Below are 12420 nucleotides of genomic sequence, written 5' to 3' on the forward strand. Positions count from 1 at the left end.
AAGGCCGATAGACCCCACCCCACTGCGACTAGGCAGCAAGCTGCCAAGTCTTCGTTGCCCCTCCCCTGAAGGGGAGGGGCTTGACAAGGAGAGGTCCGCAATCGGTCGGTCTCAGACATTCGTCATCCCGGGCTTGATCCGGGATCCATTCCTTCCACGCTGCGTGAATGGACCCCGGATCAAGTCCGGGGTGACGATGAAAGATAGGTCAGCTCCCGCTCGAAACCCACCGCCAGCGCCTTCGCGCGAATCCCTCATTCCTCGCCGAAAGCGTAAACGTCCATCGCGAGCACGGCATAGGTCGTGCTCGCGTGCAGCCGCTCGGCCTCGAGCGGCGTCCCGCCCGCACCCATCGCGACGAAGAGCGGCAGGATATGGTCGGGCGTCGGATGATTGTCGCGTCCGTGCGGCGCGCGCTCGACCGCGTGGAGAATGTCGTCGACCGCGCCTTCGGCCATGCGGTCGGCGATCCAGCCGGTGAAGCCGCTCACCCACGCGGGAGCAGGCGCGTCGATCGGCGGGCGTGTCGTGAAATAGGCGCGGAGGTTGTGCGTGATGCTGCCCGACCCGACGATCAGCACGCCCTCGTCGCGCAAGGGAGCGAGTGCCTGGCCGAGCGCATGGTGCCATTCGGGCGACGCGTTGGAGTGGATCGAAAGCTGGATCACGGGAATATCGGCGTCGGGGTAAACCAGCGACAGCGGCACCCACGCGCCATGGTCGAACCCGCGCTCGGGGTCGGCGGTAACGGCCAGACCGTGGGCCGAGAGAAGCTCGGCAACTTGGCTCGCCAGCACAGGGTCGCCCGGGGCCGGATAGCGCATCGCGAACAGCTCGTCGGGAAAACCGCGAAAGTCGTGAATCGTCGGCGGCGCGGGCGACGCGGTGACGGTGGCGCGGCCGCCCTCATACGCCGCATCATGGTGCGCCGATACGACGAGGATCGTGCGCGGGCGCGGCAGTTGGGCACCCAGCCCGGCGAGGAAATCCCGCGCCGGGCTGGGCTCGAGCGCCATCATCGGCGAGCCGTGCGAAAGGAAAAGGCTCGGAAGACGGCGCATCGGTTCAGGCGGCCCGCTTCAGCTCGCCGATCGCGGCGGTCGCGCGGCTGATCGCTTCGCCGTCCATCATCTGCTGGTCGGCGGCGATGATTGTGACGTCGGTGATGCCGACGAAGCCGAGGACGTGGCGCAGATAGCCGGTCGCGAAATCATAGTCGCTGCCGACGGGCACGCCGCCCGAGGCGACGACGAGATAGGCCTTCTTGCCTTTCAGCAGCCCCTCGGGGCCGGCTTCGGTGTAGCGGAAGGTGCGGCGGGCGCGGGCGATCAGGTCGATCCAGGCCTTCAGCGACGCGGGGATCGCGAAATTATAGACGGGCACGCCGATGACGATCGTGTCGGCGGCCTCGAGTTCGGCGATCAGCTCGTCCGAGCCCGCCAGCGCGGCGCGCTGCTCGTCGCTGCGCTCGGCATCGTCGGTGAAATTGGCGCCGACCCAGTTTTCGGTGAGCAGCGCGGGCGGGGTGAGCGCGAGGTCGCGGTGGATGACGCTGGCGCCATAGCCCTGCTCGATCAGATGGTTGACGAGCTGGTCCGAAAGCTGGCGCGTCGTCGATCCGCTGGTGCGGGCGCTGGTGTCGATACGGAGGATATTGGTCATGGCATGGCTCCTTGGCTTTGGTGGAGGGGAAAAGGGGTGGGCCGCCGCCGGGGGAGGGGGAGGGCGGCGGCCCGGCGGCTCGTCAGAGGCTGTCGACGAGCACCAGTTCGGCATCGTCGAGCGCCTCGACGGTGATCGTGCCGACATCGCGGAGCGCGATGCCGTCGCGCGGGTCGGCCTCCTCGCCATTGACGCGGATGCGACCCTTGGCGGCGACCAGATAGGCGTGGCGCCCGGCGTCGAGGTCGTAGGAGACGCGTCCGCCGGCGTTCACAGTCGCCGCGGCGACGCGAGCGTTGGCACGGATCGGCAGCGCGTCATCATCGCCCTCGATGCCGCTCGCCAGCGTCACGAACTGCCCCGACCGGTCGGCCTTGGGAAACTGGCGCGCCCCCCAGCCGGGGTTGCCGCCTTCGCGATCGGGAATGATCCAGATCTGGAACAGCGTCGTTTCCTCATCCTCGAGGTTGAACTCGCTGTGTGTGACGCCCGTGCCGGCGCTCATCACCTGGACGTCGCCCGCGGCGGTGCGGCCGGCATTGCCCATCGAGTCGCGGTGGCTGATCGCACCGGTGCGGACATAGGTGATGATTTCCATGTCGCGATGACCGTGGGGGCCGAAGCCGCGGCTCGCCGCGATGGCATCGTCGTTCCAGACGCGCAGCGCCCCCCAGCCCATCCGCTTCGGATCATGATAGTTCGCGAAGGAGAAATGGTGACGGGCGTCGAGCCAGCCATGGTCGGCGTGGCCCAGCGTATCGAATTTGCGAATATCGATCATTGGCCTTGTCCTTTCCTTGCCGCCACTCCGGGGTTCGGGTGCCCCGCGGCGTTCATCTGTTGAGGACAAAATAGGCATTGGGATCGTTTCGCAAATAGCGTAGATGGAAAATCATCGTTTCCAATTTGCAGATATTTGCGCACCCGATCCGTTCGCCCTGAGCTTGTCGAAGCCTGTCCTGAGCGACTGACAAGTCAGTCGAAGGGGGCCGTCCTTTTTTTGGGACGTTGCGAGAAGAAGGACGGTGCTTCGACAAGCTCAGCACGAACGGAACTAGAAAGGAAATATATGGCGCTTCCCGACTATGAAGGCTGGGCCTGTTTCGTTGCCGTCGCTGACGGCGGCAGCTTCACCGCGGCGGCAGCGGCGCTCGGTCTGTCGAAGGCGAGCGTGTCGAAGGCGGTGACCCGGCTCGAGACGTCGCTCGGCATCACCTTGCTGCACCGGAGTTCGCGCGTCGTCGCGGTGTCGACCGCCGGCGCCGGCCTCCTCGACGAAGCCCGCGCGATGGTGGTAGCCGCGACTGCGGCGACCGAGGCGGCGCGCGGCGACCGCGTCGATCTCGCGGGCCCGATCCGCCTCGCGGCGCCGATGAGCTTCGGGATCAAGGTGCTGGGGCCGCCGCTCGCGGCCTTTCTGGAACGGCACCCGGCGGTCGAGATCGAGGTGGTGCTGAGCGATGCGCGCAACGACCCGGTGGCGGAAGGGATCGACCTGACTTTGCGCATCGCGCCGCTCGCCGATTCGAGCCTGCTCGCACGGACGATCGCACCGGTCGCGGCTTCGGTGATCGCGAGCCCCGCCTATCTGGAAAAGCATGGCGTGCCCAAGCATCCGCTCGACCTCGCGGGCCACCGGCTGATCGGCTACGGCCACCGGCAGCGCGCGATGCCGCTCCATTTTCATCGCGAAGGCGAGGAAGCGACCGTGCTGCCGACCGGACCGCTGTTCGCGAACAATGGCGATATTGCGGTGCCGCTGGTCGTCGCCGGGGTCGGAATCGCCTTGCTGCCCGACTTCATCGCAGCCGATGAACTGGCATCGGGGGCGGTCGTTCCAATCCTCACCGACTGGTCGCCGCCCCAGGCTCATCTCCACCTGTTGTCGCCGCCCTCGCGGCTGCGCCCGGCGCGCGTGCGCGCGCTTTCGGACCATCTGGTCGATACGCTGAAAATCTCCTGCACCGGCGCGCACGATCAATATCCGGCGCTGCGTAAAGGATGAAACGCGCCTGGACGACTGTTGCAAATAGGGCGCGACTCGTGGATTTTCGCGAGTTAAATCAAAATTAACCTTTTCCCTTCATTGCTTTCATGGTTAATGTTCCGGCAGTCCTGCAACGGGGGTTGGTCGGTGACATCCTTGATGGTCATGCGATCGGTTCGCGGGATTATCGTGGGAAAAAGGGGTGCCCAATGCGCGTACTGCTGATCGAGGACGAGCCGACGACCGCCAAAGCGATCGACACGATGCTCACCACCGAGGGCTTCAACGTCTATACGACCGATCTGGGCGAGGAAGGCCTCGATCTCGGCAAGCTCTATGATTACGATATCATCCTGCTCGACCTGAACCTGCCCGACATGCACGGCTATGACGTGCTGAAAAAGCTGCGCACCGCGAAGGTGCAGACGCCGGTGCTGATCCTGTCGGGCATTTCCGAAATGGATTCGAAGGTGCGCTCGTTCGGCTTCGGCGCCGACGATTATGTCACCAAGCCGTTCCACCGCGACGAACTGGTCGCGCGCATCCATGCGGTCGTCCGCCGCTCGAAGGGCCACAGCCAGAGCGTGATCAAGACCGGCAAGCTCGCGGTCAATCTCGACACCAAGACGGTCGAGGTCGACAGCGTGCGCGTGCATCTGACCGGCAAGGAATATCAGATGCTCGAGTTGCTTTCGCTGCGCAAGGGCACGACGCTGACCAAGGAAATGTTCCTCAACCACCTGTACGGCGGGATGGACGAGCCCGAGTTGAAGATAATCGACGTCTTCATCTGCAAGCTCAGAAAGAAACTGGCGCTCGCGTGCGGCGGCGAAAATTACATCGAGACGGTCTGGGGCCGCGGTTATGTCCTTCGCGACATCGACGACGAAGGCAATGAGGTGCGCCGCGTCGCCTGACGCGTCAGGCTTCACATATTACCCGAGGGAAACCGGCGCGGAGCGATCCGCGCCGGTTTTCCTTTTGGCGGTGGTGGCTTGCGCGCTGGAGGGCAGTTGTCGACCGGTTGCGGATGTTCTTCTCCCCTCCCGCTTGCGGGAGGGGTCGGGGGTGGGCAGCAACGTTGCGATTGCCCACCCCGCTGCGGCTAACGAGCAAGCTCGTAAGCCTCGCTGCCCCTCCCGCCTGCGGGAGGGGAAATCAGCTCACGACCTCAACGTCCGCTCACCATCCCAAAAGCCGACGCAGCCTCAGAAGCTCAACTCAGCGTATATTTTCGAAAGATCGTGATTCCACGACCCTTCGTAGCGGTCGAGCAGGTCGTGCGCGGGCGATTTGCCGCTTTTGGCGATGCGGCGGAGCGGTTCGAGGAAGCCGACCTCGTTGTCGCCCATCGAATTGACCTCGCCGCGCGCCGCGAGGCCCGCCGCCGCGATGTCGAGAACGCGGTGCGCCAGCTCGCCGACCGTGCCGCCGTCCGGCGCGGGAGCGCAGAGCCCTTCGCGGGGCACTGCGTCGCGCAGGCTCTGCTGCTCCGCGATGCTCCAGCCCTTGACCAGATCCCAGGCGGCGTCGAGCGCGCCTTGATCGTAGAGCAGCCCGACCCACAGCGCTGGCAGCGCGCAGATGCGGTTCCACGGCCCCCCGTCGGCACCGCGCATTTCGAGAAAGCTTTTGAGCCGCACTTCCGGGAAAGCGGTCGAGAGATGGTCGTTCCAGTCGGAGAGGCGCGGCTTCTCGCCGGGCAGCGCGGGTAGTTCGCCCTTCAGAAAGTCGCGGAAGCTCTGTCCCGCGGCGTCGATATATTTGCCGTCGCGGAAGACGAAATACATCGGCACGTCGAGCATATAATCGACATAGCGTTCGTAGCCGAAGCCCTCTTCGAACACGAAGGGCAGCATGCCGGTGCGCGCGGGGTCGGTGTCGGTCCAGATGTGGCTGCGGTACGACATATAGCCGTTGGGCCGCCCCTCGGTGAAGGGCGAGGAGGCGAAGAGCGCGGTCGCGAGTGGCTGCAAGGCGAGGCTGACGCGGAATTTCTGCACCATGTCGGCCTCGCTCGCATAATCGAGGTTGGTCTGGATCGTGCAGGTGCGCAGCATCATGTCGAGCCCGAGCGTGCCGACGCGCGGCATATGTTCGAGCATGATCTTGTAGCGTCCCTTGGGCATGATCGGCAGCTGGCTTCGAGTCTTGTCGGGCCACATGCCGAGCCCCAGAAAGCCGAGGCCGAGCTCGGCGCCGACTTCCTTCACCTGTTTCAAATGCCGGCCGGTTTCGGCGCAGGTCTGGTGGAGATTTTCGAGCGGCGCGCCCGAAAGCTCCAACTGGCCCGCGGGTTCGAGGCTGACGGTGCCGTCGCTGCCCGCCAGCGCGATGACCTTTCCGCCCTCGACCACCGGTTCCCAACCAAAGCGGGTGAGCGCCATCAACAGGTCGTGGATGCCGCCCGGTTCGTCATAGGAAGGCGCGCGGTGGTCGGCGGTGCGATAGACGAATTTCTCGTGCTCGGTGCCGATGCGCCAGCGGTCCTTCGGCTTTTCGCCCTTGATCATCGGCGCCGCAAGCTGGTCGCGGGTTTCGACGATCGGATCGTCGCGGTCGGAGGCGGTGCGCGTGCTCATGCCGCGCATTTAGACTATCCGGTATAGAATGCAATCGGGGCCGGAGATCAGTTGATCGTGACCTCGAAGGTGATCGCCATGGCGGCCGCGGGCAGCAGCGTCGCGGTGGTCGCCGCGACGGTGGCGCCCGTGATCGACGCGCCGAACGGATCACCTTCGTCGGCGCCGCTCGCATTGTCGTCCTCGGCCGTCGCCGCGCCCGCGCAGCTCGTGCCGCTGCGCAGCGAGCCGGGGACGAAGCTGGTGCCGGCGGGTAGCGGATCGGCGAGATTGATGCCCGTCGCGGTGCCGCTGCCATTGTTGGTGACGAGGATGCAGTAACGCATCCGTGCGCCCGGAATCGCCTTGGGATCGGCCGTGCCGTTGACCGGGTCGCTGACGACGCTGCTCGTCTTCGCGATCGCCAGGTTCGTCGTCGGGCGGCAGAAAATGATGTCGTGGAGCGCCATGCCCTGCTGGCCCGGATTGGCGGGGGCGAGGGCGTGGCTGCCATATTCGATGGCGATGCCGTCGATGGGCGTATCGAAGGTCACGGTGACGGTGCCGTCGGCGCTGCCGTCGGCCGACAATATGTCGCCATAGGCGCTGTTGCCGATCACATAATTGGCGGTGCCGTTGGTGAGCACGGGATAGACGGTGGCGCCGTTATATGTGCCGGTGACGGTGACCCGGTCGGCGAACTGGCCGGAGGCGTAATCGACGTCGAACAGCCGGAACTGCGCGCCCGGAACCGCGGTCGGCAGCGCAATCGTCGAAGTGACCGTCCCCGCCTGACTGGTGAAATCGAGGATCTCGAAGATCGAATATTGCGCCGGCGCCAGCCCGCCGGTGACGACATTCTGACGCGTCGGCGACTGGCCGCCATAGGTCGCGTTGCTGAGGAAGCTGCCGCCGCTGATCGCAATGTTCACATTCGCCGTGCCGATCGCGGTCAGCACCTGGCTGCGGCTCGTCGTGCCCGCGGGCCAGCCGACGCCATCCCAGTCGAGCGCCGTCGTGCCGACCGGGCAGACGAGCGCCGGCGGCGTTCCCGCGACGCGCGTGCCCGACACGGTGAAGCTCGCGCTGTCAGAGTCATCCTCGCCCGCCGCGCCGTTGCCGGGGGCCGAATCGAAGTCGAAGGCCGAGGAGGTGCTGATCTCGGCGCTGTTGGTGACGCTCGCACCCGCGGTCGCCGCGACGGTGCCGCTGATCGTCAGCACCCGCGTCACCCCCGGCGGGATGCTGCCGACGCTCCACACGCCGGTGGCGCTGTTATAGCTGCCGAAACCCGAGGCGCCGGTGAAACTGAACCCGGCGGGCAGAGTGTCCTGCACCGTCACCCCGGTCGCGGTGAGCGGCGATCCGCTCGCGTTGGTGACGCTCAGCACATAGTTGAGGCTCGCCCCGAACGCCGGCGCCGCGTTACTGACCGACTTGGTCAGCGACAGGTCGGCATAGTTCGTCGGCAGGCTGGTGAGATAGAGGTCGGCGCGCACGAAATTGCCGTTGTCGGCCGACGGATATTGGTCGCAGATCTCGAGCCGCCAGGTTCCGGCGCTATTCTGGCCGTTGAACGCCGACAGCGGCGCATTGGGACGAAAGCCGTTCTGATAGGGCGGCGCGCCGGTCGCATGATTGGTGCCGTTGCCGTCGGTATTGACCGTCTGCGCGGCGTCGTCGTCGAGGCGGACGTTGAAATTATTGCCGTCGATCGAACCCGTATCGCCGTCGACGAGCTGGACGCGCGTTCCCGCGGGCGATTGCAGCGTGACGCGCAGGTCGCCGCGCCAGCTGTGCGTCGCGAGCAGGCCGAGATCGACGTCGCCGACGACATAGCTTGTGCTGACCGTGAAATTGCGCACGAGCGGCGCGGTGCAACTCGTCGCGGCGTTGATGGTGCCGGTGGTGGTGTTGCTGTAGGTCGTCGTGGTCTGCGCGGCGGCGGGATTGGCGGCAAGCGTCAACGCCAGCCAGACGAGCAGGATACAGGCTCGCGCAGACTGCAAACACTGGCCCCCCAGCCAGCGGTATCGGCTCTGGTCCCGCCGTTGCATGGCGCCGCTATGGGGCCGGGATAGCTAATATCGGGTTAAAATCGCGACGTGGGTAGCGATTCTGTCCGGTGGCGGGACAGTTTTTCGGTGGGTGAGGCGGCGGCGGGTTTCGACCGATTGCGGACCTATCTTACATCGTCACCCCGGACTTGATCCGGGGTCCATTCACGCAGCGTGGAAGGAATGGATCCCGGATCAAGTCCGGGATGACGAATGTCCGAGACCGGCCGGGAGCGGACGTTGAGTATCTCATAACTTCGTCATTCCCGCGAAAGCGGGAACCCAGTGTGGAGTCAGCCGACGCACGCTCTGGGTTCCCGCTTTCGCGGGAATGACGAAGGTAGGGAAGGGCCGCTCACGCCCCAAAGCCGACACCGCCGCATATAAAAAAAGGGCGGCCGTCCTTCGGACGCCGCCCTTGATCTTTCAGCGAAGTGACGAAGCTCAGGCTTCCGCCATATCCTCGTCAAACTGTTCGACCGGGCCCGAATCCTGGCCCTTGGCGTCGACGTCGCGGTCGACGAATTCGATGACCGCCATCGGCGCCGCGTCCGAGGCGCGGATGCCGGCCTTGATGATGCGGGTGTAGCCGCCGTTGCGGTCCTTGTAGCGTGTCGCGAGGACGTCGAACAGCTTCACGAGCTGCGTGTCGTCCATCAGGCGGCTCATCGCGAGACGGCGGTTGGCTAAGCCACCGCGCTTCGCCAGCGTGACGAGCTTTTCGACATAGGGGCGCAGCTCCTTCGCCTTGGCGACGGTCGTCGTGATCTGCTCATGCTTGATGAGCGAGGCCGACATGTTGCGGAACAGGGCCGTGCGATGCGCGCTCGTGCGCTGCAGCTTCCGGCCACCCGATTTATGACGCATGATCTTTTCCTTCGTTCGTTAAGGGCCCGTGTGAGGTAGCCCAGACCAGGTTGCTTGCGGGGCAACCCATTCCCGAAATCGTCATCCCAGCGAAAGCTGGGATCGCTCGCAGTGTGTCACCACGATAGCGACCCCAGCTTTCGCTGGGGCGACGGCGATTTTTAACCCAGCAGCTCCTGTTCGAGCTTCTTAGCCATTTCCTCGATATTCTCGGGCGGCCAGCCGGGGATGTCCATGCCGAGGCGCAGGCCCATCGACGACAGCACTTCCTTGATTTCGTTCAGGGACTTGCGGCCGAAGTTCGGGGTGCGGAGCATTTCGGCTTCGGTCTTCTGAACGAGATCGCCGATATAGATGATATTGTCGTTCTTGAGGCAGTTCGCCGAACGGACCGACAATTCGAGCTCGTCGACCTTCTTCAGAAGGAAGCGGTTGAGCTGGTTGACGTCCGACTCGTCGGCGGCCGCCGACGGCGCCGCCATGCCGATCAGGCCGCTGTCGTTCATCGCTTCTTCGAAGTGGACGAAGACCTGGAGCTGGTCCTGGAGGATGCGCGCGGCATAGGCGACGGCATCTTCCGGGGTGACCGTGCCGTCGGTTTCGACGGTCAGGTTCAGCTTGTCATAGTCCAGTTCCTGACCGATGCGCGCATTGTCGACCTTGTAGGCGACCTGGCGCACGGGCGAATAGAGCGAGTCGACCGGGATCAGGCCGATCGGCGCGTCGACCGGACGGTTGGCGGTCGCGGGGACATAGCCCTTGCCGGTGTCGGCGACGAGTTCCATGTTCAGCGTCGCGCCGTCGTCGAGGTGGCAGATGACATGGTTCGGGTTCATCACCTTGATGTCGCCCGACACCATGATGTCGCCCGCCTTGACGGTCGCGGGACCGGTCGCCGAAAGCTGGAGCCGCTTCGGGCCTTCGCCTTCCATCTTGAGCGCGATCTGCTTCACGTTGAGCACGATGTCGGTGACGTCTTCACGCACGCCGGCGAGGCTCGAGAATTCGTGGAGCACATTCTCGATCTTGATCGACGTGATGGCCGCACCCTGGAGCGACGAGAGCAGCACGCGGCGCAGCGCGTTGCCGAGCGTCAGGCCGAAGCCGCGCTCGAGCGGTTCGGCGACGAAGGTCGCCTTGCGCTTGCCGTCGCTGCCAGCCTTGATTTCCAGGTTGCTGGGCTTCTTCAATTCCTGCCAGTTCCGGATATTGACAGTCATGGATTTCCCTTTGCTTTGGGCGGGACGGGCGGGGGTCGGCTTGCCTGTCCAGCGAGGAGTTTTATGCGGGCGGCGCCCCGGCGGTGAGGCGCGCCCGAAAGGACGTCAGACGCGGCGGCGCTTGGCCGGGCGGACGCCATTGTGCGGGATCGGCGTCACGTCGCGGATCGACGTGATGTGGAAACCGACCGCCTGCAGGGCGCGGAGCGCCGATTCACGGCCGGCGCCGGGGCCCTTGACTTCGACTTCGAGGGTGCGGACGCCATGTTCGGCGGCCTTCTTGCCGGCGTCTTCGGCGCAGACCTGCGCCGCATAGGGGGTCGACTTGCGGCTGCCCTTGAAGCCCATCATGCCGGCGCTCGACCAGGCAATCGCATTGCCCTGCGCGTCGGTGATGGTGATCATCGTGTTGTTGAAGGTCGCGTTGACGTGGGCCACACCCGACGAGATATTCTTGCGTTCGCGCCGACGAAGGCGCTGCGGTTCACGAGCCATGATGAAATCCTAACCTGTATCCTGAATGGCCGGTGGCGGACGGATCGCCGCGCTCCGGCAGGGAAAGAAACAAGGAAGCGCGCCGGGGAGGCGCGCTCGACCTTATTTCTTCTTGCCGGCGATCGGCTTCGCCTTGCCCTTGCGGGTGCGCGCATTGGTGTGCGTGCGCTGGCCGCGGACGGGAAGACCCTTGCGATGACGCAGGCCGCGATAGCAGGCGAGGTCCATCAGGCGCTTGATGTTCATCGCCGTGTTGCGGCGCAGGTCGCCCTCGACCGTGTGGTCGGCGTCCAGCGTTTCGCGGATCTGGAGGACTTCGGCGTCCGACAGGTCCTGAACGCGGCGGCTGTGGTCGATGCCCAGCTTGTCGGCGATGTCGACGGCGGTCTTGCGGCCGATGCCGTGGATGTAGGTGAGCGCGATGATCACGCGCTTGTTGGTGGGCAGGTTGACGCCCGCGATACGTGCCATTGGTAACTTTCTCCTGCTCCACAGGGCGCGCTGGCAATCGGCCCCATCTCAAAGCGTCTGAATTTCCAACGCAAAAAACGGACCACGATGCGCATGAAGGCGCTTCGCCGTCCGGTCAGGCTGTCGGAATGCTCGCGCAATTAGGGTGAGTCGCGCGGAAAGTCAAGCGAACTGCGGTGGATTGCGGCCTGAAGACGGGCCTTCCCTTTCATCGTCATCCCGGCGAAGGCCGGGATCTCACCCTATCGGCAAAACGCACCGGCGAGATCCCGGCCTTCGCCGGGATGACGATATATAAGCGGTGGATCAGGGCTGCGCCGTCAGCGCGACCGCGCGGTCGTGCAAGCGGGAGACGACTGCCCGGTGAATCCCGGGGGCGCAGGCGATGACGCCGAACGCCTGCGCGCGCGGGGTGTTGAACCTGAGCGGCTCGCCGAAGGCGTCGGTGACCGCGGCCCCCGCTTCGGCCGCGATCAGCGCCGCGGCGGCGACGTCCCACTCGAAACCCCAGCGAAGCGTGGCGACGAGGTCGGCGCGGTCGTCGGCGACGAGCGCCATGCGCAGCGCGATGCTGTTCGGCTTGGTCACCATGATCAGGTCGCGGTCGATCTTGGGCAGGCTGTCGGCGGGAACGCGCGATCCGTCGAAGATCATGCGGCGGCTGGCGCGCAGCGCCTCGCCGTTGAGCGTCGCGCCCTTGCCCTTTTGCGCGACCCACAGCTCGTCGAGCGCGGGGGCGTAGAGCACGCCGAGTTCGGGGGCGCCGTCGACGACGAGCGCGACCGAGACGCACCAGCCCGGACGGCCGCGGATGAAATCGCGCGTGCCGTCGATCGGGTCGACGCACCACATCGCGCGGCACGACAGGCGATCTTCATTGTCGGCGGTTTCCTCGGACAGCCACCCCGCCTCGGGCACCATCGCGCCGAGCACGGCCTTCAGCCGCGCATCGACGGCGAGGTCGACGTCGCTCACCGGATTGTCGTGCGACTTGTGCCACACGTCGACCGCCTTGCCCTCGCCGCGCCAGCGCGCCATCGCCATGTCGCCGACCTCGCGCGTCGCGGCGATCATCGCTTCGAGGTTGCGCGCGGGCATCG

12 protein-coding genes are annotated in these 12420 nt (G+C 65.5%); 2 read left to right on the forward strand and 10 right to left on the reverse strand.

The genetic code is table 11. The features are described from left to right. Positions 1-254 precede the first annotated feature (254 nt). From QZL87_RS01375 to QZL87_RS01385, 3 genes are all read right to left on the reverse strand, one after another. Complete coding sequence (locus QZL87_RS01375) at positions 255-1061, reverse strand: class III extradiol ring-cleavage dioxygenase (protein WP_295322877.1); 807 nt, start codon at positions 1059-1061, stop codon at positions 255-257. A gap of 4 nt (positions 1062-1065) precedes the next feature. Then, positions 1066-1662, reverse strand: coding sequence for an NAD(P)H-dependent oxidoreductase (locus QZL87_RS01380; RefSeq protein ID WP_295322880.1), 597 nt, complete (start codon positions 1660-1662; stop codon positions 1066-1068). A gap of 82 nt (positions 1663-1744) precedes the next feature. Next, positions 1745-2443 carry a pirin family protein gene (locus QZL87_RS01385; protein WP_295322882.1) on the reverse strand — a complete coding sequence of 233 codons (699 nt, stop codon included), beginning with the start codon at positions 2441-2443 and terminating at the stop codon, positions 1745-1747. Between the two features lie 288 nt (positions 2444-2731). Between QZL87_RS01385 and QZL87_RS01390 the strand changes: the two genes are divergently transcribed. Together QZL87_RS01390 and ctrA are read left to right on the forward strand one after the other, a co-directional pair. After that, positions 2732-3667 carry a LysR family transcriptional regulator gene (locus QZL87_RS01390; RefSeq protein ID WP_295322884.1) on the forward strand — a complete coding sequence of 312 codons (936 nt, stop codon included), beginning with the start codon at positions 2732-2734 and terminating at the stop codon, positions 3665-3667. A 191-nt stretch (positions 3668-3858) separates the two neighbouring features. Further along, a complete protein-coding gene (gene ctrA / locus QZL87_RS01395) occupies positions 3859-4566 on the forward strand; it encodes a response regulator transcription factor CtrA (protein ID WP_058457016.1) in 708 nt (235 codons plus the stop codon). A gap of 291 nt (positions 4567-4857) precedes the next feature. Here the strand turns inward: ctrA and QZL87_RS01400 are convergent, their stop codons facing one another. The 7 genes from QZL87_RS01400 to QZL87_RS01430 all read right to left on the reverse strand — a co-directional run bounded on the left by QZL87_RS01400 (position 4858) and on the right by QZL87_RS01430 (position 12418). Next, a complete protein-coding gene (locus QZL87_RS01400; RefSeq protein WP_295327099.1) occupies positions 4858-6231 on the reverse strand; it encodes a glutamate--cysteine ligase in 1374 nt (457 codons plus the stop codon). Between the two features lie 47 nt (positions 6232-6278). Beyond that, positions 6279-8219 (reverse strand): proprotein convertase P-domain-containing protein, encoded by a 1941-nt coding sequence (locus QZL87_RS01405; RefSeq protein WP_295322886.1) that lies wholly within the window; start codon positions 8217-8219, stop codon positions 6279-6281. A 492-nt stretch (positions 8220-8711) separates the two neighbouring features. Then, positions 8712-9134, reverse strand: coding sequence for a 50S ribosomal protein L17 (gene rplQ, locus QZL87_RS01410; RefSeq protein WP_295322888.1), 423 nt, complete (start codon positions 9132-9134; stop codon positions 8712-8714). Positions 9135-9295: 161 nt separating this feature from the next. After that, the gene (locus QZL87_RS01415) at positions 9296-10354 is read right to left on the reverse strand and encodes a DNA-directed RNA polymerase subunit alpha (protein ID WP_295322891.1); all 1059 of its coding nucleotides are present in this window, start codon (positions 10352-10354) and stop codon (positions 9296-9298) included. Between the two features lie 105 nt (positions 10355-10459). Further along, the gene (gene rpsK, locus QZL87_RS01420; RefSeq protein WP_003040416.1) at positions 10460-10849 is read right to left on the reverse strand and encodes a 30S ribosomal protein S11; all 390 of its coding nucleotides are present in this window, start codon (positions 10847-10849) and stop codon (positions 10460-10462) included. 102 nt (positions 10850-10951) lie between these two features. Beyond that, positions 10952-11320: a 30S ribosomal protein S13 gene (rpsM, locus tag QZL87_RS01425; protein ID WP_037553668.1), complete on the reverse strand. Its 369-nt coding sequence runs from the start codon at positions 11318-11320 to the stop codon at positions 10952-10954. 306 nt (positions 11321-11626) lie between these two features. After that, a complete protein-coding gene (locus QZL87_RS01430) occupies positions 11627-12418 on the reverse strand; it encodes an inositol monophosphatase family protein (RefSeq protein ID WP_295322893.1) in 792 nt (263 codons plus the stop codon). Positions 12419-12420: the final 2 nt, after the last annotated feature.

The sequence above is a fragment of the uncultured Sphingopyxis sp. genome (genome assembly GCF_900078365.1).
In the GTDB taxonomy this organism is placed as follows: Bacteria; Pseudomonadota; Alphaproteobacteria; order Sphingomonadales; family Sphingomonadaceae; genus Sphingopyxis.

Excerpts from the sequence above, each read along its gene's own strand:
- QZL87_RS01375 (WP_295322877.1), bottom strand. The coding sequence starts at position 1,061 with ATGCGCCGTCTTCCGAGCCTTTTCCTTTCGCACGGCTCGCCGATGATG.
- QZL87_RS01380 (WP_295322880.1), bottom strand. The coding sequence starts at position 1,662 with ATGACCAATATCCTCCGTATCGACACCAGCGCCCGCACCAGCGGATCG.
- QZL87_RS01385 (WP_295322882.1), bottom strand. The coding sequence starts at position 2,443 with ATGATCGATATTCGCAAATTCGATACGCTGGGCCACGCCGACCATGGC.
- QZL87_RS01390 (WP_295322884.1), top strand. The coding sequence starts at position 2,732 with ATGGCGCTTCCCGACTATGAAGGCTGGGCCTGTTTCGTTGCCGTCGCT.
- ctrA (WP_058457016.1), top strand. The coding sequence starts at position 3,859 with ATGCGCGTACTGCTGATCGAGGACGAGCCGACGACCGCCAAAGCGATC.
- QZL87_RS01400 (WP_295327099.1), bottom strand. The coding sequence starts at position 6,231 with ATGAGCACGCGCACCGCCTCCGACCGCGACGATCCGATCGTCGAAACC.
- rplQ (WP_295322888.1), bottom strand. The coding sequence starts at position 9,134 with ATGCGTCATAAATCGGGTGGCCGGAAGCTGCAGCGCACGAGCGCGCAT.
- QZL87_RS01415 (WP_295322891.1), bottom strand. The coding sequence starts at position 10,354 with ATGACTGTCAATATCCGGAACTGGCAGGAATTGAAGAAGCCCAGCAAC.
- rpsK (WP_003040416.1), bottom strand. The coding sequence starts at position 10,849 with ATGGCTCGTGAACCGCAGCGCCTTCGTCGGCGCGAACGCAAGAATATC.
- rpsM (WP_037553668.1), bottom strand. The coding sequence starts at position 11,320 with ATGGCACGTATCGCGGGCGTCAACCTGCCCACCAACAAGCGCGTGATC.
- QZL87_RS01430 (WP_295322893.1), bottom strand. The coding sequence starts at position 12,418 with ATGCCCGCGCGCAACCTCGAAGCGATGATCGCCGCGACGCGCGAGGTC.